Source organism: Archangium sp. Cb G35 (assembly GCF_001896145.1).
Classification (GTDB): domain Bacteria; phylum Myxococcota; class Myxococcia; order Myxococcales; family Myxococcaceae; genus Archangium; species Archangium violaceum.
In genome coordinates this window covers 311864-333187 of the sequence record NZ_MPOI01000002.1, presented here as the reverse complement: position 1 = coordinate 333187, position 21324 = coordinate 311864, and the positions used below count along the sequence as shown (strand labels likewise).

The 21324-nt window shown below is 67.0% G+C and carries 19 protein-coding genes; 11 read left to right on the top strand and 8 right to left on the bottom strand.

What is annotated here, in order from left to right; translation table 11 throughout:
* Position 1: 1 nt before the first annotated feature.
* The 4 genes from BO221_RS07745 to BO221_RS54790 form a co-directional block, all read right to left on the bottom strand.
* Positions 2-619 (bottom strand): TetR/AcrR family transcriptional regulator, encoded by a 618-nt coding sequence (locus BO221_RS07745; protein ID WP_073559754.1) that lies wholly within the window; start codon positions 617-619, stop codon positions 2-4.
* Between the two features lie 60 nt (positions 620-679).
* On the bottom strand, positions 680-1510 hold the full coding sequence (locus BO221_RS07740) for an alpha/beta fold hydrolase (RefSeq protein WP_073559753.1): 831 nt from the start codon (positions 1508-1510) through the stop codon (positions 680-682).
* A 175-nt stretch (positions 1511-1685) separates the two neighbouring features.
* Entirely contained in the window at positions 1686-2975 is a 1290-nt protein-coding gene (locus BO221_RS52390; RefSeq protein ID WP_073559752.1) for an adenylate/guanylate cyclase domain-containing protein, read from the bottom strand.
* Positions 2976-3018: 43 nt separating this feature from the next.
* Positions 3019-4782, bottom strand: a complete 1764-nt coding sequence (locus BO221_RS54790) for a hypothetical protein (RefSeq protein ID WP_073559751.1) — start codon at positions 4780-4782, stop codon at positions 3019-3021.
* 158 nt (positions 4783-4940) lie between these two features.
* On the opposite strand from BO221_RS54790, the gene BO221_RS07725 reads away from it, so the two are divergent.
* The 4 genes from BO221_RS07725 to BO221_RS07710 all read left to right on the top strand — a co-directional run bounded on the left by BO221_RS07725 (position 4941) and on the right by BO221_RS07710 (position 7500).
* Positions 4941-5492 carry a hypothetical protein gene (locus BO221_RS07725; protein ID WP_073559750.1) on the top strand — a complete coding sequence of 184 codons (552 nt, stop codon included), beginning with the start codon at positions 4941-4943 and terminating at the stop codon, positions 5490-5492.
* Between the two features lie 66 nt (positions 5493-5558).
* Positions 5559-6197, top strand: coding sequence for a hypothetical protein (locus BO221_RS55960; RefSeq protein ID WP_073559749.1), 639 nt, complete (start codon positions 5559-5561; stop codon positions 6195-6197).
* Positions 6194-6760 (top strand): hypothetical protein, encoded by a 567-nt coding sequence (locus BO221_RS07715; RefSeq protein WP_073559748.1) that lies wholly within the window; start codon positions 6194-6196, stop codon positions 6758-6760. The genes BO221_RS55960 and BO221_RS07715 overlap by 4 nt, the downstream gene beginning before the upstream one ends.
* Positions 6761-6828: 68 nt before the next feature.
* Positions 6829-7500, top strand: coding sequence for a hypothetical protein (locus BO221_RS07710; RefSeq protein WP_143195328.1), 672 nt, complete (start codon positions 6829-6831; stop codon positions 7498-7500).
* Positions 7501-7568: 68 nt separating this feature from the next.
* On the opposite strand, the gene BO221_RS54785 is transcribed toward BO221_RS07710, so the two are convergent.
* On the bottom strand, positions 7569-8117 hold the full coding sequence (locus BO221_RS54785; protein WP_158079799.1) for a hypothetical protein: 549 nt from the start codon (positions 8115-8117) through the stop codon (positions 7569-7571).
* Positions 8118-8360: 243 nt separating this feature from the next.
* On the opposite strand from BO221_RS54785, the gene BO221_RS07700 reads away from it, so the two are divergent.
* The 3 genes from BO221_RS07700 (at position 8361) to BO221_RS07690 (ending at position 14017) form a co-directional block, all read left to right on the top strand.
* Complete coding sequence (locus BO221_RS07700) at positions 8361-9221, top strand: DUF2381 family protein (protein WP_073559745.1); 861 nt, start codon at positions 8361-8363, stop codon at positions 9219-9221.
* Entirely contained in the window at positions 9218-11074 is a 1857-nt protein-coding gene (locus BO221_RS07695; RefSeq protein WP_073559744.1) for a serine/threonine-protein kinase, read from the top strand. The genes BO221_RS07700 and BO221_RS07695 overlap by 4 nt, the downstream gene beginning before the upstream one ends.
* Before the next feature lie 231 nt (positions 11075-11305).
* Positions 11306-14017: a DUF3427 domain-containing protein gene (locus BO221_RS07690; protein WP_073559743.1), complete on the top strand. Its 2712-nt coding sequence runs from the start codon at positions 11306-11308 to the stop codon at positions 14015-14017.
* Positions 14018-14032: 15 nt separating this feature from the next.
* Here the strand turns inward: BO221_RS07690 and BO221_RS07685 are convergent, their stop codons facing one another.
* Positions 14033-15142: a hypothetical protein gene (locus tag BO221_RS07685; protein ID WP_073559742.1), complete on the bottom strand. Its 1110-nt coding sequence runs from the start codon at positions 15140-15142 to the stop codon at positions 14033-14035.
* Positions 15143-15279: 137 nt separating this feature from the next.
* Here BO221_RS07685 and BO221_RS07680 point away from each other — a divergent pair, with 137 nt between their 5' ends.
* The gene (locus tag BO221_RS07680; protein WP_073559741.1) at positions 15280-16380 is read left to right on the top strand and encodes a hypothetical protein; all 1101 of its coding nucleotides are present in this window, start codon (positions 15280-15282) and stop codon (positions 16378-16380) included.
* A 32-nt stretch (positions 16381-16412) separates the two neighbouring features.
* Here the strand turns inward: BO221_RS07680 and BO221_RS07675 are convergent, their stop codons facing one another.
* Both BO221_RS07675 and BO221_RS07670 read right to left on the bottom strand, forming a co-directional pair.
* Positions 16413-17078 carry a retron system putative HNH endonuclease gene (locus BO221_RS07675; protein ID WP_073559740.1) on the bottom strand — a complete coding sequence of 222 codons (666 nt, stop codon included), beginning with the start codon at positions 17076-17078 and terminating at the stop codon, positions 16413-16415.
* Position 17079: 1 nt separating this feature from the next.
* The gene (locus tag BO221_RS07670; RefSeq protein WP_073559739.1) at positions 17080-18321 is read right to left on the bottom strand and encodes an AAA family ATPase; all 1242 of its coding nucleotides are present in this window, start codon (positions 18319-18321) and stop codon (positions 17080-17082) included.
* A gap of 119 nt (positions 18322-18440) precedes the next feature.
* On the opposite strand from BO221_RS07670, the gene BO221_RS07665 reads away from it, so the two are divergent.
* The 3 genes from BO221_RS07665 to BO221_RS07655 all read left to right on the top strand — a co-directional run bounded on the left by BO221_RS07665 (position 18441) and on the right by BO221_RS07655 (position 21312).
* Complete coding sequence (locus BO221_RS07665) at positions 18441-19070, top strand: YdcF family protein (RefSeq protein WP_073559738.1); 630 nt, start codon at positions 18441-18443, stop codon at positions 19068-19070.
* Between the two features lie 123 nt (positions 19071-19193).
* Positions 19194-20120, top strand: coding sequence for a DUF2167 domain-containing protein (locus tag BO221_RS07660; RefSeq protein ID WP_083680834.1), 927 nt, complete (start codon positions 19194-19196; stop codon positions 20118-20120).
* A gap of 31 nt (positions 20121-20151) precedes the next feature.
* Positions 20152-21312 carry an App1 family protein gene (locus BO221_RS07655; RefSeq protein ID WP_073559737.1) on the top strand — a complete coding sequence of 387 codons (1161 nt, stop codon included), beginning with the start codon at positions 20152-20154 and terminating at the stop codon, positions 21310-21312.
* Positions 21313-21324: the final 12 nt, after the last annotated feature.

Below are 21324 nucleotides of genomic sequence, written 5' to 3'. Positions count from 1 at the left end.
CTCAGCGGCCCTTCTTCCCACCACCCGCCTCGGGCGCCACCCCGCGCCAGAAGGTGTCCACCATGCGATCCACCCAGGGGTCCTCGGCCTCCGTGGGGACGCGCTCGTTCGTCACGTGGGCCAGGAAGTGACGGTACTGCAGGCCCGCCAGGTAGAGGCTGGCCATCACGGCGGGGTCTCCCTCGCGCATCCGGCCCTGCTCCTGCGCCCGGCGGAACCAGCCCGCCATCGTCAGGAAGGCGCGCGCGGGGGCGGACCCGTGCTTGTCATCGCCCCGCAGCTCCTCGGGCGTGAGGCCCGCCTCGCGCAGCACCGCGAAGGCCGGCACCATCTTCCGGAAGAAGGTGTCGATGGCCTGGGCGATCTCCCGCAGCTGCACCGTCAGCTCGCGCTTGTCCGGCCCTTCCTCCACCAGGGGCAGCCACGGCGGCGCGTGCCCGATGGAGAACGCCGCCTTGAGCAGCTCCCGCTTGCTGCCGAACCGCTTGAGCAGCGCCGGCCCCGACACCCCCAGACGCGCGGCGATCGTCTCCGTGCTCACCGAGGCACCGTGCTCGATGAAACACGCCCGTGCCGCTTCCAGAATCTCCTCGTCCAGGACCTGTCGGGGACGCCCCATGACTCCACTCGTTGATTGGTTAGCTAGTGCTAACTAACTAACTCCCCGAGGGGGGTGGAATCAAGTGGGCGGGGAAGGCAACCCAGCAGGATGGGTACCCAGGGTCGAGTCGAGGAACCGGCCGATGCGGACGGCCATTTCCTCGGGGAGCTCCAGCAGGGGGAAGTGGCTGCGGGCGGGGAGCTTCTGCACCTGGAACCAGGGGTGCGAGGAGGCGAAGGAGCGCTGGGCCTCCAGCCAGGCGTTGTCCTCGGGCTGAGCGTAGAGGTGGAGCGTGGGGACGGGGGGCGAGAGGGTGGCGAGCGCCTCCAGGGGGCTGCCGTACCGCGTGTACACCTTCTCTATCTCCCGCCCGCCGCGCTTCCACATGTCCTCGCCGAAGGAGCCCATGTCGTCGCGGACGAAGCGCACGACGTCCGGCGAGCCCACGCCCTGCAGCCACAGGGAGAAGAGCCCATCACGGGCCTGCCTCCACTGGGAGGACTGGAGGGCCTGGACGGCCTGGAGGAAGGGCGGGGGCGGCTCCAGCACGAGCCAGTCCAGGAGCACCAGGGCGGGGATGCGCGAGCCGAGCTGGCGCCGCAGCTCGAGGGCCCACCAGCCGCCGTGAGACAGGGCCACGGGCACCACCTGGCGCGCGCCGCTGGCGTCGATGACGGCGCGCAGGGTGTCCACCACGGTGGTGTTGTCGAAGTCGGGGCCGGGCTGCTGGGACTCGCCGTGGCCGGGCAGATCCACCACCAGCGCGCGGTGGAGCATGGAGCTCCACGGGACGAGCTTGCGGAACACCTCGCGGCTGGTGCACCAGCCGGGGATGAAGAGCAGGGCGGGCCCTCCCTGCCCCACGTCGTCATAACGGATGCGAGCCCCACCCACGCGTGTCTCGGCCATGTGTCTCCCCCCGGCGGCCCCGGCATGCCCCGGCCGCCATGGGGGCGAGTCATGCTCCAGGCGGGCCCCTGGAGGACAGGGGACGGCGGTGCGGTGGGGCTGTCGGCTGGCGGTCAAATACCCGGGTTGCGCATGCGCCCTCTCCCTCTGGGAGAGGGCGGAGGGTGAGGGCCGTTCAGGCGGCCTGGCGCGAGTCGAGCTCGGGCACGCCGAACACCTCGAGCTGCTGGACCCGGCCCTTCACGACATGGGCGCCGAGCGGCTCGAGGGCCACTTCCCCGCCAATGGCCTCGCGGCACTCGCGGGTGAGGAGCAGGGAGCGGCCCAGGGCCTTGGTGAGATCCTGCACACGCGAGGCGGTATTCACCGTGTCGCCGATGACGGTGTACTCCTGGCGCTGGGCACCGCCCACGTTGCCCACGACGGCCTCGCCGCGGTGCAGGCCCACGCCGATGCGCAGACCGGGGAACTCCCCCTGCTCGCGCATGCGGGCGGCCTCGGCGAGCATCTCGCGCGAGGCGGCCAGGGCGCGGCGCGCGTCGTCCGGCTGGTGCGTGGGCGCGCCGAAGACGATGAGCATCCCATCCCCGAGGAACTTGTTCACCAGCCCGCCGTGGGCCGCGACGATTTCACACATGCGCCCGAAGTAGAGGTTGAGCAGACGCAGCGTCTCCTCGGGGGGCTGGGACTCGGCGAGCCGGGTGAAGCCGCGGATGTCGGTGAAGCAGACGGTGACGGCGCGGCGCTCGCCGCCCTCGGGGATGCTGCCGGAGAGCAGGTGCTCCATGACCTGCTCGCTCACGTGCATGCCCAGCAGGCCGCGCACGCGCTCGCGCTCCACGGCGCTCTCGGTGAGGCGCATGAGGAGTGAGCGCATGGAGCCGCTGGCCACCATGCCGAGCGCGCCCGTGGTGACGAGGAAGATGGCCTTGGCGAGGGTGACGTAGAAGTCATACGCGCCGGTGGCGAGCATCTCCGCGGAGGCAGCGGGGCGCAGGATGAAGTGGATGACGCCGATGAGCTGGGCGGCGGCGGCCAGGCCCGCGAAGAGGCAGAGGCGGGGCTGGAGGCGGGGGATGGCGGCGGCGATGCCCACGAAGTAGAGGGCGGGCCCGCCGGCGGACAGGGCGAAGGCGGGGCCGTTGACGCCCAGGTCCAGCAGGGCGACGACGGTGCCCATGGACACGTCGACGAGCGAGGAGGCGTAACGCATCCACGGGCGGAAGCGGCCGGTGCGCAGCAGCAGCGAGACACAGGAGTACCAGAGGAGATACCCCACGGTGGCGCAGAGGATGATGGCGGGAATCTGCGAGCCGGCGACGCGGGCGACGAGCACCAGCACGGTGGCGATGACACCGGCGGTAGTGGAGACGTGGGTCACGCGCTCCTCCATGTGCCGGACGGCCTCCCCGAGCACGGCGTCGAAGCCGTCGGGGGCGGGGCTGGAGCGGGGGGAGGCGCGCATGCGGAGGGCAGGATAGCGCCTGGAGGGGGAACGCGGCAGGCCGTCAGCGTTTGGGGGTGGAGCCCACGGCCGCATCCAGCTCGGCCTGGAAGGCGCGGTGGCGGCGGAATCCCTCTCGGAAGCCGGCGAGCAGCAGGTTGCCGCGTGCCTGCTCGCCGAGCAGCCAGAGGACCTCGGCCGCGGCGGCGAGCAACTGAGCGGCCTTGCCGTAGCTGCGCCGGTGCTGGCGGCTGACGATGGTGCTCGAGCGCTTGCGGGCGAGCTCCAGACACCACTCGAGCAGCCGCTCCCGCTCGGCGGGCTCGAGGGAGATGGCGGGGAGGGCGTCGGCGTAGGCGCGGGCGAGCCACTCGCCGAGGGCCTCGTCGTGGCGCGCACCGCCCGAGTACCAGGCGCCGGCGCGGGTGCCGGACTCGAGTGCCTGACGCCAGAGCGCGTCCACGTTGCGGGGCAGCCGTGAGAGGGATTGGCCAGACAGGAGCACGAGGAAGGCGGGCACCACGAGCCCCTGGGGGTTGTCGCCAAACGTCCACCCGAGCGCGTTCTCCTTCGAGGCGAGCACGTGAGCGGCCTCCCAGTCATGGGCGAGCAACCAGGCATGGGCGAGCAGCCGGCGATCGACATGAGCGGGGACGTCGAGAGGGTCCTCGGGGTCGGGGAGCGCGGCCATGGAGCCGGAGGGGACGCGGGGTTGCTGGAGGGCGGATTCGAGGTGGCGGGCGGCCCGGCGCAGGAGGGGCTCGCGTTCGGACTCGGAGGGGAAGGTGTCGCGGAGCTCGAGGAGCCGGGAGAGGGTGGGTTGGGAGACGAAGGCCTCCCAGCGGGCGGAGCGGACGGTGCCGGGCTGGCCGAGGCGATCGGCGGCGGAGGCGAGGAAGGTGGCGACGGTGGCGCGCAGGGGGAGGGAGGAGGGGAGGACGGCGAGGGCCTCCCGTGCGGTGGTGAGCACGGCGAGCGGCGGGCCCTCGCGCTCGAGGGCGGAGAGGAGATCCACGAAGGCGCGGGGGTGGCGGGAGGGCTCGGAGAAGGCGAGCTCGCGCAGGCCGCGGGTGCCCTGGGAGAGGCGGATGGCCTCGCGCAGCCAGGCATCGGCATCGGGGCCCTCCTGCTGACGGAGGAGGGAGCTCCAGTCACGCAGGAAGAGGTCGAAGCCGGGGAGGGGCTCGGAGGAGATGTCGAGCCACTCCTGGACGAGGGGCCGGTGAGCGCGGGAGAGGAGCTGGCGCAGGGAGCACAGCTCCTTGAGGAGGACGGGGGCGCGCTGTTCGGGGGGAGCGGTGAAGTAGACGGCGCGGAGGTAGCGGGCGCGGGCCTCGGGGAAGTCGACGTGGGAGAGGTGCTCGGGGCGAGGGCCGCGGCCCTGGTCATCCGTGTATTCGAGGAGGGAGAAGAGGGCGCGATAGGCCTCGCGGGCGAGGGGATGCTGCCCGCGCTCGGAGGCCTCCTGGGCGCGCTGGAAGAGGGAGGTGAGGGGCTCGAGGAACTCGGCGTAGGGGCCAAGGGAGTCGTTCTCGGGCCAGATGTCTTCCCATTCCTTGGCCTTGTCTGGGAGGGAACGGGCCAGCTCGGAGATGTCCTCGAGCAGCGCATGAGAATGGAGCGCCGCGTGGGCGCTGGAGTCGAGGGGAGCGTGGAGGAAGTGGAGGAAGGAGAGCCGCTCGGAGGAAGGGACGCGGCTGGCGAGGAGGCGGAGGAGGGCGCGCAGCTCCTCGGGGGAGCGGTCCGCGAGCCGCGCGTCGACGGCCTCACGGAAGTCCTTGAGGGGCAACTTCTCCACGGGAGGATGGGACAGGTCGACTCCAGCCATAGGTAAGCAGAAGATGACCTCGGCGGTCACGTTCTGCCACCCCGGGGTTGCTCGGCTGGCTCCTGGCCGGCCCATGATGGAGGCTCGGGCGGAGTCGATGATGGAGAAGAAACTGCTCTGAGCAGTTCCCCGACCTGTTGGCGAAATGAGGTGACACCATGACACATCCGCGCTTGGAAGAGCTGGAGGCGAAACTCCAGGAGGCCCGAGCCATCGGAGGGGCCAATCAGGCCAGCCCGGAGCAGTTGAGCCTGCTGCGCGCAGTGGCCAGGGACTGTCCCACGTTCACTCCCAATCTTCTGGAGCTCGCCCGGCTGTTGTTGCTGAACGAGGAAGCTGGGGTGAACGCGGATGCGGCCTTCGCGGAAATCCAGCGGCTCCTGGAGCAGGCGGTCCGCGGCTCGAAGCGCAACCCCGTCGCGGTTCTGGAGCTTGCGCACTTCCTGGATACCTTCCGCAATGCTCCTCGAGAGGCGGAGAAGCTCTATGAAGAAGGGGCGGCGGGGGCATTGAAGCTGGTCGAGGAGTCGTGGACGGCACTGCTCGACCTCTGGACGGGAGAGAACACCCGGGAATCGTTGGTGAAGGCCCTGGAACTCGCCGAGTTGGCGGAGAAGGTCTTTCCCGAATCTGGAGACATCATGCTCGCCGTGGTGACCGCGAGGAACTACGCCGCCCGAGCCGGCCTGATGGCGGCAGGAGATGAATGAGCCTCGTTCCCGAAGAACGCCTGCTAGTGTGGCCGCCTTCTAGCTTCGAGCACGTACTCCTGCCTCATGCGAATCAGCAGATTCCACAAAATCGTGGCGGCACTTCTCAGTGGATTGATCGCGTCCTGTAGCGTCACCCGGCACTCCGCCCCCACCAACGTCGAGGAACTCACCCGTCTCGTGCTTGTCATCGAAGAGGCGCCCGATGGTCGGGTCAGCCATTCCTGGCAGCCTGCCGGGGATTTCGACCTGGAACGTCACCGGGATGGGTCGTCAGGCGCCGAAGGGTTGGTCGGGCGTGTCGTGCTGGCCTCGAGCCAGCAGTCCGACTGCTACGCTCGATACCTCGAGTGCTATCGAGAGTGCCGCCAGATTCCCGTTCCCTCGGACTTCAGCCATTACATCGAGGACTTCGGAACACGTGCCGGACACGACCGATATTGCTCCGAGCAATGCATGCGGCAATACACGAGGTGCTTGAAGGCAGAGGAGCGCCGTGCTCAGGAGTTCACGACGACTGACAGCGCCGTCGATTGGTTGAAGCGCAACCACAGGGCAGTGGAGCTAGGAAGCGTGGTTGTCATCGCGGGAATCATGTTCTTCGCGGTCTCCACCGGGGCGGGCATTCTTGTCCTGGCACCGGCAGTGCTCATGACATCATCGGGCTCTTCGCTGGCTCCTCACCTCGCGGCGGTGTCGCCATGACCATCGACGAGCTCATCCTTGAAGTGCAGGGTCTTCTCGGGCGGACCATGCAGCGTGCTCGGTCCTCCGAGGAAAAGGAACTCTTCAGGGTCGCCGCTGCGGCGCTCATGTTCATCTCGGAGAGCGGCACTGTCCACTCGTTCGAGGACTACCTCCAGTTCCGCAAGGGGGCTCCACCCTACGCGGTGGCGGCTTTCAAGACCCGCGAGGAAGCGGATGTCTGGCTGCGGCATCACCCCGCGCCTCCTCACGGCACTTTCGTTCTGATCGCGGACGAGTACCACATCGTCATGCATGTCCGAGAAGTCGATGACCGGCAGCTCTTTCCTCATCCCATCCTCGAGGGCTACCTCGAGCAGCTTCAGCAGGCGGTTCTTCCCGGCACCCTTCCTTCCTTCGAGACGCGCGGGGAGGCGGAGGCCTGGTTGAAGGGGCAGCCCGAGCCGCTCCAGAGTGCCTTCATGGTGATCGCGGGCAGGCGCCATGTGGCGTTGTATCACCGCCATCTCGACCATTACTCCATCCACCTGCTCCCCGAGCCAGGGACCGGCCTCTCGGGTTGAGGGCGGGGAACGCCGTTGGGCGCTTTATGGCCGAGCGTCTATCCAGGAGCTGTGCGAGTTTCCGGGCCATGACCTTTGACCATTTGAAGTTCATCGAAGCCGAGCTCCAGATGCCGCTCATGAAGCTTCCGGTGCGCACGAGCCTCATCGAGCTCGAGCGGGCACGGGTGCTCTGGTCCCCGGCCTCCACACTCACCGAGGCGCAGCTGCGTGACGCGGGAGAGGTCACCGACATCATCGCGCCCAACCTCCTGCATGGAGGTGGAATGAAGGCCGCCGCGGCGGCCCACCCGCGTGCACGCCTCTGGGGCCCGGTGGGCATCAAGGAGAAGTTCCCCGAGCTCTCGTGGCACGGAATCCTCGGAGCCGATCCCTGGCCGTACGATGACGAGCTTCGTCACGTGGCCGTTGGAGGAATGCCTGACTTCAACGAGAGCGTGTTCCTGCACCACCGTTCGAGGGTGCTGCTCGTGAGCGATCTGGTCTTCAACATCGACGAATCACAGTCACGCGGCATTGGCCCCTGGCTGATACTGCATCTGTTCGGCACGTATCGCCGATTGGGCGTCAGCCGCCTGTTCCTGAAGCACGTGAAGGATCGAGCCGCGTTTCAGGAGTCCATCGAGCGGATCGCCGCGCTCGATTTCTCGCACGTCGCACCCGCGCATGGTCGCGTGGTGTCGGAAGAGGGAAAGCAGAAGCTGCTCGCCGCGCTGCGCGAGCGGGGCTACACGGCCTGAGAAGCGGTCCCGGATCACCGTGAGCTCAACGAAACCCTTCCGGGTTGACCTCTGAACCCATGTCAATTTCAGCGGAATACCTGCTTTCTGTTGCTCGGAACTACTGGCGTTCGGACCATGAGTTCGATGGCAAGCTGGAGAGGAGCCCCGAGCTGGAGAGATTCCAGGGGTTGTGGGAAGAGAAGCTCGAGAAGATCGATGAGTGGTGGGTGCTCCATGACAAACTCCGGGCGGTGTTGCCCCACCTGAATATCGGGGATGCCACAGCCACCGTTGATGCCTGCTTCCGCTGTCTCGTCTATGCGGATCCGCAGCTCGTGTCTGAAGACCCGGAGGATGAGCTTCGGTCTCGCTGCTGGGCCGTTGTCGGCTGCGTCAGCATTCTGGCGCCTGTCTATACGGTTTATGGCGTACAGTATGATTACAGAGGTCGGGAATGGATCGCCCGGAGGGTCTTTTTCGATCCATTGCCACCTGAGATGCGGGCTCCCTCGGAGATCGTCGCCAGGAAGCTCGAGGAGCTGTTCGGGGTAGAGGCCCTCCCTCGCGAAATCGCCGAGACCCGAATCCCGTTGATCGTGCAGCGACGGGAGCCGCCTGATACCACGCTCTTTCATGCGCTCTTCACGAGCCGTCCCGAGAGCGTGCCTCTCTAGCGGACGGCTGAAGGAAGACGCCTGCGATCCGCGCGCCGCCCGGAGTGCCAGGCCCGTGCACAGTCGAAGATGGAAGGAACGCCCTGGGAGGTGGATCGGAGGTGATGGCGCGAGTCACGTGAGCCGGGGTGACCGGGAAGGTCGAGCAGTCCTTGCCCGGACATGCGGGCTCCTCTACCCTGCGGTCCTCCCCATGGAGTCCGCGTGCGCCCACGTCCCTGGTCCGTCCTGCTCTGGGTCCTCCTCCTGTCCACGGCGGCCATGGCGCGGGAGACGCGGCAGGGGACCGTGCTCGTCGCGGGATACCCAGGAGAAGCGCCGCCCGTGCTCTACGTGGCCGCGCGGGTGTCCACGCTGGTGGACTTCGAGGGCCTGCTCGAACCGCGCGTGGCCCTGACGCCGGAGCTGGGCGAGCGCCTCGCGGTGCTTCCCGTGGGAGCGCGCTCGCTGGTGGTGGTGCCCGTGCGCGACCTGGCGCGTGGAGAGCGCGTGCTGCTGCCGGTGACGGGGCGGACGGAGGCCGGCGAGCCCCGGGCGCTGACGCTGGCGCTCGTCACCCGGGAAGACGAGGTGGACGTGCAGGTCCAGGTGTCACTCGGGGGGGCCGGGCCCCGGGTGCTGGAGGCCGCGGCGGAGGGTGGAGCGGGCACGGTGGCGGGGATGTTGCTCGCGAGCCATGAGCCGGGGGCGGGCCCGGGGCCGTCGCTCGTCATGCCCGGCGAGGGCCTGTGGCTCATGGGGGCTGACGGGGTTGAGGGTCGGCTTGAATCAGTTCTCCGGGTGGACCGTGGGCGTCTCTTCGTCACCGTGGCTGTCAGGTTCAAGACGCGACCCCCCCGTCCATGGCGCCTTGGCCGGGCCCGGGTGGAGGCGGGATGCTGGAAGGAGCGCACGAGGGCGAATGTGGCGCTCCCCGTCGTCGTCACCTCCGCCATCTCCGGAGCACGAGTGCAACGCCACACCTTGGCTACCTGGCTGCCGGAAGGGGCCGGGTGTCTGTCGTTGACCTTGGAGGAGGACGGTCCCCGGACACTGCACATCCATGACTGGAGGTTTCCTCCATGACGAATCCCTTCCATCCGGATCTGATTCAACCCGGAGATATGGTGCGGCACTACCGGGTGGTGAGCCGCCTCGGTAGCGGTGGCTTCGCGAACGTCTTCCTGGTGGAGCACGGAGGGGGGCTCTACACACTGAAGATCGCGTCCCGCCCACCGGGGGATGAGGACGAGGCTCGGGAAGACGAGCGGGCCTTCCGCGAGGCGATCTCCCTGGGGCACTTCCGGCACCCCAACCTGTTGACCGTCCGCGAGCTGGGCCGCTGGCCGGAATTGGAAGGGGGTCACTTCTTCTTCGTCACCGACTACGTCCCCGGCTCCACCCTCAACACGTGGCGTTGGGAGACGCGGGCCCCGCTGAGACGATTCATCCGGGTGCTGGTCGAGCTGCTCCTGGTGGTGGCGGAGCTGCACGAGCGCGGCGTGTGCCACCGCGACATCAAGCCCGACAACGTCCTGGTGAGGGAGGGCGATGACAAGCCGTTCCTCATCGACTTCGGCGCGGTGTTCCTGCCCGGGGCGTACACGCTGACGCGCGAGCTCCCGCCGGTGACGTTCCACAACATGCCGCCCGAGGTCGCCGCCTTCCTGCGAGGGGGAACGTGGGAAGAGGGCGCGCACTTCCCCGCGAGTCCCGCGGCGGATCTCTACGCCTTCGGCGCCCTGCTCTACGAGGCGCTCACGGATTGCCACCCCTTCAACCCGCGCCTGCCGTTGGACAAGCTCCTGCTCGCCATCGAGTTCGTCCCACCGGTGGAGCCCGGCCAGTTGGATCCCCGTGTACCGCCGGGCCTGAGCAGCCTGGTGATGAGGCTCCTGGCCAAGGACCCGGCGCAACGGCCCCCGAGCGCCCGGGCCGTGCACGAGGAGTTGATGCGGTTGTTGGAGGGCGAAGGGGACACGGAGGCCTGGACGGAGCCGTATGCCTTCGCCACGGAGGAGGGAGCAGCGGCTCCACCCGGGGAGTCCCGGTCCGAGGAGGAGGCGGTGGGCACGCGGGAGGTTTCCGAGTCACCCCCAGTGTCCGAGAGCGCCGCTCCGGCGGCCTCTGAATCTGTTGGGGCAGGCAGCGCGGAGCGGGGTGCCGAGCGGACTCCCAGCGGGTGGAGGAGGGGACTCGCGGTGTTCGCCTTCGTGTTGCTCCTGATCGGGATAGCGTGGGGCTTCGGCCGCACGGTGTTCGCGTCCGCCCAGGAGGCGGTGTGTCCCGGCGCGGCATCCACCGCGTTGGTTCCGCCAGCGCCTTCCGAGAAGGGATGCGAAGCCTTGCTCTTCACTCCACCGAAGTCCTTCCTCGACACCCGCGCACTGCTCTGTGCCGCCTCGGTGCACTTCCTGGCCTGCTCGGGGGCACCCGTTCGCCCCGATGCTGGAGGTTTCCTCGAGCAGTGCCCTCCCGAAGCCCGTCAGACGGCCGTGCGGATGGGCCTCGAGGTGTCCTTCACGGATGTCGAGCTGGTGACCGGTGTGGAAGTTGGCACCGAGTCGAATACGGGCTTCTTCAACGTCAGGAGCGGACCCATGGAGGGATGGATGTTCCTACCCGGTGATGAGAGAAGCTACCGGGTGACGGGTGAGGCGAAGGTGTTCCAGAATCGGTTCTACGTGCAGTTCGACCGGATCTACCTCGACGCGCTCTATCCGACGCCCGGCCGCGTACCGTCCCCCATCTGCGCCGTGGTCGTGAGCGAAAGGGAGCCGACGAAGAAGTTCGGGGTGCTGACGTACGAGAGCGAGCATCCCCTCGGGGCCGAGATCGATCCCGCCAAGGTGGTGTATCGCGGCGCCGACTCCACCATTCTCAACGCTCATATGGCGGACGTATACGTCCAGCTCCCCGGCCGCCAATATCCGAGGTAGGGCCTCGATCCGAAGCAGGGCCCCTCTGGCCGCGAGGTGTACCGGCTGGTCCGATGGTTGGACCCGTCGCGGAAGGTCACAGGGGGGAAGGAGACCCACGGGAGGGTCTCCCGTACCGCTGGGGACCCGAGGGGTCGTAGGAGGGCTTGAGTGAATCGCGGCGCGAGCTAACCTGGTCGAATGGCCGCAGCTGTCGAGCACTCGATTCTGAATCTTCCCGGTGAGCCCCGCATGCTCGATGCCGTGCGCGCGGGCCTCGCGAGCGCGGAAGAGGTCCTGCTCGCCGTCTCATTCACCCGCTGCAGTGGGTTGCAGCTCCTCGTCGAGCCACTCCAGGAGGTCGCGAAGCGAGGCCGCGTCAGGGTTCTCACGTCCACCTACCAGCAGGTGACTCAGCCCGAGGCGTTGGAGGCCCTCCTGGAAATGGAGGGTGTCGAATGCCGGGTCCAAGGAGGCTCGACCGGCTTCCACTCGAAGTTCTGGTGGTTTCGCGGAAAGAGTGGCGCCGAATGTTGGGCGGGATCCTCCAATCTCACGAGAGGTGGGCTCGCCACCAACCTCGAGTGGAACATCCGTTCCCTGGAGGAGGCGCGTATCGAGCAGACCCGGCGGCAGTTCGATGCCCTCTGGGGCCGCTCCGATGTGCAGCCTCTCTCACGCGAGCTGATCCACCGCTACCGCTTGCACCGGCGGCCCGAGCGCCCGGCACCCACTCCTCTCTTCCTGGCCGCCGATGAGCCGCGGCGGGCACCCCAACCCAACCCGGCACAGCAGGAGGCCCTGAAGAAGCTGGCCGAGCTCCGTGAACGGGGGGAGCGGCGTGCCGCTGTCATCGCGGCCACCGGCCTGGGCAAGACATACCTGGCGGCGTTCGATGTCGCTGCCAGCGGGGCCAGACGGGTTCTGTATGTCTCGCATCGTCTCGAGCATCTCACGCAGGCCATGCGGGCCTTTGGCCTGGTGCTCGGGAAGAAGCACCTCGGGCTCGTGGGTGGGGGTCAGGTGGCGGCGGACGCGGACATCGTCTTCGCGACGGTGCAGAGCCTTCGCGGCAATGCCACGCTGCTCGGACGCCGCTGGGACTACGTCATCATCGATGAGTTCCACCACGCGGAGGCCTCTGGCTATCAGCCGCTGCGCAAACTCATCGAGCATGCGTTCTTCCTGGGGATGACGGCGACTCCCGAGCGCCAGGACGGGCACGATGTGCTCGAGTGGTGCAACTGGAACATCGCGTACGAGATCCGCCTTCCCGAGGCGATCGATCGGGGCTGGCTGCTCCCGTTCCACTACTTTGGCATCGCGGACGAGACCGTCGACTTCGCGAGCATTCCCTGGCGCAACGGGAAGATTCCCATTGAGGACCTGGAGCGGGAGCTCTCGATCGACGCGCGCGCCGAGCTGGTGCTCGAACAGGCTTTGCTCCACGGCTTCGATGGCCCGAAACGAGCGACCGTCGGCTTCTGCGCCAGCATCCGGCACGCGGAGTTCATGGCGAAGGCCTTCAACGCGCGGAATCAAAACGCCGTGGCGGTCTCGGGAAACCAATCCGTCGAGGAGCGCGAGCTCATCTACCGCCGGCTGGCGGACGTGACGGATCCGCTCGAGTGGCTATTCGTCGCCGACGTGCTGAACGAGGGCGTGGACATCCCGGCCATCAATTCGCTGCTGTTCCTCCGGCCAACGGATTCGGCGGGACTGTTCCTCCAGCAGCTTGGACGAGGGCTGCGCCTCTTTCCCGAGACGGAGGTCCTGACCGTTCTCGACTTCGTTGGCCATCACCGGAGCAGCTGGATCACCTTGCAGGCGCTCCACGACCCGAAGGGGACGGGGACGCGAGTGGACGTCGTCGAGGGGTTTACCCTCAAGCCGCCGCGAGGCTGCGAGGTGGTGCTCCAGAGACGTACGCGGGAAATCCTCGCGAAGATTCGCCGGCTCACGACGCGGCAGCGCTGTGACGAGGCCTACCGCCTGCTTCGGGACGAGCTGGGACGCCCTCCGCTTCCCGTCGATCTCTGGCTCCGCGAGGAACTGCCGGAGCTGAAGGACTTCCGTGGGGCCTATGGCTCATGGCTGAAGTGCCAGGAGGACCAAGGGGACTCTCCCGCCTGGGCGAAGGGGCTGCCGGAGGACCATCCCGTCCACCAGCTTCTCTCGGCGGCAGAGACCGACTGGCAGGCCCAACGGGTTGGACCCTATGCGCTTTTGTGGGGGCTGGCCGCGCAGCCTGACGATCCACGGGCGGGTTATGAGGAATTCTTCCGCCGGTACCCCCAATGGGAGGGAGAGCATAAGCCGTTGGACAGTTCCAAGGCATGGTTGACGCTGAGCAAGAAGGTACCGGCGGCGGTTTTCAATGGGGAGCGGTTGGCGAGTTCCATCACCACCACGCTCGGCTCGGAACTGTTCGAACAAGTGGAAGGGCGTCTGCTGTACGCCGTGAACAAGGATCATCAGGAGCGTCACGGAGGCGTACTCCGGACTCCTTCGGATCTGGCCCGGTACGGGCAGTACACACGGCCGGAGATCGTCCGCCATTTTGGAGCTCAGTACGACCCCGCGCGCCACAACATGGGCATCCTCTGGTTCGAGCAGCGTGGCGTCATCATCACCAAGCTCGATACGAGCGGCGCGAAGGAGGGTCAGCGCTACCTCAACCGTTTCATCACGAACCGGCGTTTCTCGTGGAGTAGCCAGCCCAAGATGACCCGGACGAACGAGATGGGCCGGAAGGTGCTCGAACACGAAGGGCGCGGCTTGACGCTGTACCTGTTCGTCCAAGGGCGCTCGCATGAACCCGCCCTGTACATGGGTGAGGCAAGGTTCGTTGCGGCCGAGGGGAACGAACCCATGGCTATCACCCTGGCGTTGGATCGGCCCGTTCCGGACGACGTGCAGCGCGAGCTCAGGGTGGAACTCCCGGACGAGGAAGAGCCCATCTGAGCGGTGGGTGTCCCTTTACTGATGTTTTTGGAACTTCGCCTGCAACTCGACCGCGAATAGACCTGGGTCGAGCTGTAGGCTGTCCGCCGTGACCCTGTCCGGCAGGGCATTGAGTGTTTCGATGAGTTGCCGGGCAATCGCGTGGATGTCAGTGAGCATGCGGAGCTTTGGTGTCGCGCTCTCGATATCGTACAGGCGCGCGATACGACAGTTCTCCCTTTTTGCCGCGAAGAGCAACTCGGAGAGATTCATGTGAATTGGCCGCTCGAAAGATGCGCGCGTCGCCCTCACATGGACGAAGACAGGTGGTGCACCTTCGATCCATTTGGCTGCGTGTACTTCGTAGTCGTATGCCGAGCGTGGGCGTGCTTGCGAAACCCACTGGAAGTCGTCATCGATATGGCCAGTGGCAGTGAGCCATGCTCCGAAAAACTCCTTGCCTCGCTGACGAGTTTCCTCGGCGGCGAGAATGCGCCGGTGCCAGTCCTCGGGTGAGAGGATACCCGTCCGGCTGGGAGTGTGTGCATTGGTAGAGGCGAGAGCGCCGGTGTCGAAGAGAATATCTTCGATCGTGTCGCCAGAGATGAATGCATCGAGCGGGTGCTCCCTATCGCGGTAAATACCCATGGTGCTGGTGCGCAGATGGGCCATGGCTATCTCTGAGACCTCAATCATGAGGTGCTTGGCAGGAAGTTCGAAGCGCTCGGCGATGGCTGCGTGCAACTCGGCATCTTCAGCGGCTGATACAAGGGTAAGCGTCACGGCTCGTGGTCGCTCGTTGCCTTCGAAGGCCATGATGGCGAAATCATTATCTGCGAGTTTGCCATAGCGACCCGGCTCCTCCGCCGGTTCATGGATGGACTCACCTTTGATGTGCCAGTTCCTTGAACCCAGTGCGCGCATGGTTATTCGCGTTAGCCGGTGCGCTGGCCTCACTCCGGGGCCAACGATGAGCAAGGGGAAGAGCACTTGGTCATGAGAGCGCTGGAGCCCAGGGTAGAATCTCTCGATGAAGATCTCGTGATTGAGACTGATCGATCGCTGGTTGGAGCGCATCGAGTGCACCTTGAAAAACGACAGATCTGGCCAAGTCAGCACTTTGATGGCGATCTTGGTTTCGCTCATGGTGCAGGGTACACCACGCCAGCCGTCGTTTTGTCCAGAGTGACTTAATAAGTGGGATAGCTTCTGGTGGACCTGCAACAAAGCCGGGAATTGCTAACCTCTCGACTTCGCACCCGTCGGCAAGGCGAAGTTCCTCCATGAAAGCGCCGAGTCAGACCTACGAGGCCCTCACGCAACCGCTTCCCATCGACGCCGTCGGGCCCGACGGCAAGAAGCGGCCGATTCAGCTCTTTCCAAAGGTCGGGGCCCTCAAGGACCCCGGCCTGGAGGCGTTCAAGGTCTACTTCCCGCACTTCCTCGGGAATCGGCGCGGCGGCGATCTCCTGACTCCAGAGCTGGGCACGTCCCTTCACGCGCTTCTGGAAACAGAGGATGAGCAGCAGCGCGCTGGAATCGTCCGCCGCGTGGCGCGGGAAGAAATCCCGGAGACCTTTGGCAGGTACCTCGAGGTCATCCGGTCCTTCGACGTCACCGTGCACCCCGAGGCTCGCACGATGCAGGTGTCCCTGGAGCTGAAGCCGCACGGGGCCGGGTGGGTGTCGTGGAGCTTCGAGGTGCACGTTGCTCCGCGAGAGGAGGGCAGGGGAGAGGTGGAGGCCAGGCCTCGTCCGAGTCCCGATGCGATGAAGGACCTCCGGGCCGCGGAGCTCATCCGCGTTGCGCGGCACTACTACCCGGCGGGGTATCCCGTGTGGGAGGACGACGATGAGGCGCCCGAACCCGCCTATCGGCGGACGCCCGAGTACCAGCGGTGGCGCACGCTCCGGGAGAAGAGCCGGGACGATTGGAAGCAATGGAATGATTTCTTGAGGGGGGCGCGGTCCTCCTTCCCGGGCCACCATGTCTGTGATGTGACGCATCCCTGGGCGGATGCCTGCTCCCGTTGTTGCGTGTACCTGAAGAGCCCTCGGCCAGACGGCGGTCATGCCGTGACCCGGGTAGTGGGGGCCGTGAGCATCCTCGCGCCGCTGTACCTGGTCTACGTGACCACTGATACGGTGCGGCCCGGCGACACCGCCTTCCTCCAGCCGCAACTCGACTTCGCTCCCACTGGCGAGGCGAAGTCCTCCGCGGACACGCTGGCCCGGCTCATCGAGCAGGTGTTCGGCTACCAGCCCTTCCCGATGGAACTGGCGGATGTCCCCCTGCCGGAACTCCGGGTCGAGTCTCTGCACGAGTCCGCCACGCTCCTCGGAGCCCTCTTCGCGGACCGGGGCACGCTGGCCAACCTGCCCTGAGCGCGGTGGGCGCGGGCAGAACGTCCACCCGGTCAGGGGCGGGCCTGGGCGAGCCGCCCCATCCGCTTCTTGAGCCAGAAGATCGGAACCTGGCAGTACTCGCCGAGCCTGCCGGAGCCGTCCGGCCGCATCAGCTCCTCGAGCTCGCGCGCCATGGCGGCTTCCGTCCAGGTGGTGCCGGGGTACTTCCGTTTCATCGCCTCCAGGAAGCCATCCAGGGTGGCTTGCCGGTTGTTCTTCAAGAGGGCATGGTTCAGGTTCAGCGTCTGGTTGAGGTCGCCATCGATGGCGGAATCCTGGGACGCGATGGTTCCATCCGCGAGGAAGCGCACGAGCCTCTCGCAACCCTCGTCCGTGGGGTTTACCTGAATGGGGCTGTCCCCCTTCCGGGTGTCACAATGTTGCTGCCGCTGCGGGCTGCCCTCTCCTCCCTTGCACGCGCCGAGGAGGTTCTTCCAATCGAGCTGGCGATGGCGGGTTGCGGGAGCGCTCTGCGAAGCCCAGTGCTCGATCTTCATCCCCTCCGGTTCGGGCTTGATGCGCTGCATGCAGTAACAGCACAGGAAGCCCTGCTCCCGGGCGAGGCGTTCGCGCAGCTCATCCTTCACTTTCTGCGGAAGCCCTTCGTAGGTGGCATGGGGCGTGAGCCGGTACTCCAAGAGGCTCTTGGGCTCCTGACCCTTGCGGATGTAGCGCATCTCAGGCGTCCAGGAACCCGATGAGGGCGCGGAGACGGACTACTTCCGAGTCCTGTTCTCCGAGCTGCCGCGCCAGCTCCTCCAGGGCTCGGCGGGCCTCGGGCAACTCCTCCCGGTCGATCATCCTGGCAATCTCCTGGATGCGTTGGGCCGTGGCCTCTGGCCGTTCGGGAACTCCCATGACCTCGGTGAGAATCGAATTGCTGTCCCTGCCGAGCGTACCGGCGGAGGGCTCCGCACGCTGGAACCTGTCGAGCAGGACGACGGATTCGGCGGGAACCTGGCTCAGCACCTGGGGGGAGTGTGTCGTCAGGATGAACTGGCAGTTGGGAAACGTCTTCCGGAGCCGTTCCACGACCAGTCGCTGCCAGCCGGGGTGGAGGTGCAATTCGATCTCATCGATCATGACCACGGCCTCTCCCAGGAGCGGGTTCTCGAGCGAGGGATTGGCCATGGCCAGCCGTCGCCCGAGGTCCCCCGCCATGGCCAGCAGGGTCTTCTCTCCATCCGAGAGTTGGTTGACCTCGAGCCGGGCATCGGGGGCATCGTCCTTCAGGATCACCATGCGTTGAGGGGCTCGCTCCACCTGGATGCCCCACATGCCCGGCACGAGTCCGGCGATGGCGCCGCGCACCGCTTCGAGCTGACCATCCCGGTACCCGTAGTCCTCCAGCCTGCGGCTCTGCTGGTTCTCCAGGTCCTCTCGTTCCCGGAACCACTCGAAGAAGAGACGGAAGTTCCTGCCTCCGCCTTCCAGCGCTTGATCGAACGCGGAGAGAGGCCCGAACTCATGCTGCTCCCGGATCCGGGAGGGAACGTCCGGTGCGCGGTTGACCGGGTAGTAGATCGCCAGCGGGAGTTGATACCGCCCGAGGGCATTCTCCTCCTGCACGTGGGTGATGATCTCCTTCAATCCGGTGAGGTTGCTCGACACGTTTCGGGGCATTCCCTTGCGCACGAGCGCGAGGGACCACTTGATGAGTTTTTCCCCGAACGCCGCCTCGACCGAGTTGAGGGTGTGGGGTTGCCCATACTGGATGTCCGATTCGTAGAACCGGCGGCCATGCCCCGTGCCGGACATGATGCCCGAGGAGACCTGTGAGAGCAGTACCGCGAGGCAATCGAGGATCGAGGTCTTGCCAGCCCCGTTGGTTCCGACGAGCACGGTCATCGGCCCGTTGAACTCCAAGGTGAGCTCGCGGAAGCCGCGGAAGGAGGTCATTTCGAGACGGCGGACCTTCATTCGGAGAACCGACTCCCAGTCAGGGGTGCGCGACGCTACAACCGTGTCGCCCCGAGTGCGAGAAAAGCATCGCCTGCCCCGCCCGGACACGCGGCCACCAATGACGTAGCCTGCGTCCCATGCCTCCGCTCGCTCTCCGGAAGGGGCCTGGTGCCTTCCGCAAATGGCTCTTCGTGGGCCTCGGTGTCTCCACCTTCGGCCTCTATGGCGTGGCCTTCGTGGTGGACCGCTTCGGCCAGCACGAGCGCGCCGTCCCCTCCGATGTCCTCGTGGTGCTCGGCGCTCGCGTCCTTCCCGGCGGCCAGCCCTCTCCCGCACTCCGCGCTCGCATCGAGAAGGCCGTCGAGCTCTACCACCAGGGACTCGCCCCCCGGCTCCTCTTCTCCGGCGGCGTGGGCGTCAACCCTCCCGCCGAGGCCCGCGTCATGCGCGACCTCGCCGTCAGCCTCGGCGTCCCTCCAGACGCCTGTCTCCTCGAGGATCAGAGCCACTCCACCGAGCAGAACGCCCGCTTCTCCTCCGAGTTGCTGCGCTCGCTCGGCGCCCGGCGCGTCATGGTCGTCTCCGACCCCTACCACCTCCTGCGCGCCCGCCAGTACTTCCGCCTCCACGGCTTCGAGGTGGCCACCAGCCCCGCCTTCCTCACCGAGCGCAACCTGCGTTTCGTCGATCGCGTCTACTGGACCGTCCGCGAGGCCGCCGCCCTCCTCCTCCATCCCCGCGTGCTCCTCGCTCGCAAGCCTTCCTGAGTCCCACTCCCGGGACTGTCTTCCCCCCTCCGGGTCTACCGGGGGGGTGGGTTGTGTCCGCCCGTCCCGGACGGCTATACCGCGCCGCCATCTCCCCGCTGTCGCCTGAAGAGAGGCCGAGCGATGCGCATCGCCTGGAGTTGGACTGTCGCCGCCGTGCTGGTTCCCCTGCTGGTGTGGGCCGCCCCCAATCCCTCACAGGACTTCGAGGCCGCGGCCCAGGAGGAGTCCGGGCCCTCCTTCAACTGGCAGCCCGGTCCCCGCAAGGTGGAGCTCGGCCATGAGCTGACGTTGGACCTGCCCGAGGAGCACCTCTTCCTCGAGAAGGCCGAGGCCGCGACGCTGCTCGAGATGAACGGCTCCTTCTACAATGACAACCTGCTCGGCGTGGTGACGTCCAAGGACGAGTCCTCGTCGTGGATCGTCATCGTCCGCTACGAGGACGAGGGCTACATCAAGGACGACGAGAAGATCGACGCCCAGGAGCTTCTCACCGCCATCAAGGAGGGCACCGAGGAGGCCAACAAGGAGCGCGTGGAGCGCGGCTTCAAGCCCCTGCACGTGAAGGACTGGTCCGAGGCCCCCCACTACGACAAGGCCCGCCATCACCTCATCTGGGCGTTGGATGCCTTCTCGGACAATGGCACCTCGGTGAACTACAGCACGCGCGTGCTGGGCCGCCGCGGCTATGTGTCCATGAACCTCGTGGTGGACCCCGTGGGCCTCGCCGACAGCAAGCCCCACATGGCGAAGCTGCTCGAGAGCACCCGCTTCAACCCGGGCGCGCGCTACGAGGACTTCCAGGAGGGCACCGACAAGGTCGCCGAGTTCGGCCTCGCGGGCCTGGTGCTCGGTGGCGCCGGCGTGGGCGCCGCCAAGCTGGCCAAGGTGGGTGTCCTCGCCAAGTTCGGCAAGTTCTTCGTGGCCCTCCTCGTCGCCGGCAAGAAGGCCATCATCCCCCTGGTGCTGGTCATCGGCGCCCTCGTCTCCAAGCTCTTCGGTGGGAAGAAGACGGAAGCGGCCCCTCCCCCCGCCAATCCGGGCGAGTAGTCCCGCGAGCCGCTGGTACACTCCGGCGGCCATGTCCCGGAAGCCTCCACATCCCCTCGTCAAGCTCGCCTTCCACGTCGAGCACAACGTCGAATCCTGGGGCTGGCGCGTCCGGCGCAAGCTGGGGCTGGCGCGTCCGCCGCGCATCCTGCCGTACCGCGGCTACGGCTCCTCCCGCCAGTGCGTCATCAAGGCCCGCGTGCTGGAGAACCGGCACGTGCGTCCGCCCTGGAAGCGCCACACGCTGCTGGGCAGCGCCATCGCCTCGTGGAAGCGCTACAACACCGTGGAGATTCCCCGCGCCCGCGTGCTGGCCCGCTGGGGCGAGCACCGCTGGGAGGGCACCACCGACGAGGAGGGCTTCCTCGAGCTGTGGGTGGAGCCTCCCCCCGAGGCGAAGGCCGGCTGGAATGACGTGGAGCTGGAGCTGCTCTCGCCCTCGCCCGAGGGGGTGGCGCGGGTGCGCGCCCCCGTGCTCCTCGCCGGCCCCGAGGCCCAGTTCGGCGTCATCAGCGACATCGACGACACCGTCATCGTCACCAACGTCACCAACTTCCTCAAGCGCGCCTGGACGCTCTTCCTCACCGAGCACCGCACCCGGCTGCCCTTCGAGGGCGTGGATGCCTTCTACGAGGCCCTCCACCAGGGCAGCACCGGCGCGGCCCTCAATCCCATCTTCTATGTCTCCTCCAGCCCGTGGAACCTCTACGAGCACCTGGACGAGTTCCTCGGGCTGCACCGGATTCCCTCCGGGCCGCTGCTGTTGCGCGACTGGGGCCTGAGCCGCACCGGCTTCGCGCCCGGCGGCGGGCACGGGCACAAGCTGGAGAAGATCCGCGGGCTGATGAGCACGCTCGAGTCACTGCCCTTCATCCTCATTGGCGACAGCGGGCAGGAGGACGCCGAGCACTACCGCACCATCGTCCGCGAGTTCCCCGGCCGCATCCGCTGCGTCTACATCCGCAACGTGTGGCACCGCACGGGGCGCGAGAAGGAGCTGGCCTTCATCGCCGCGGACATCCGCGCCGCCGGCAGCGAGATGCTCACCGTGGATGACACCGTGACGGCCGCCCGCCACGCCGCGAGCCAGGGATGGATTCGCTGGCAGGAGGTCGCCGAGGTCCAGGCCCACCAGGCCGAGGACGTCCAGGCGCGCACCCTGCTCGACAAGCTGGACCGCGAGCACGGCTGAGCCTCGCGCCCT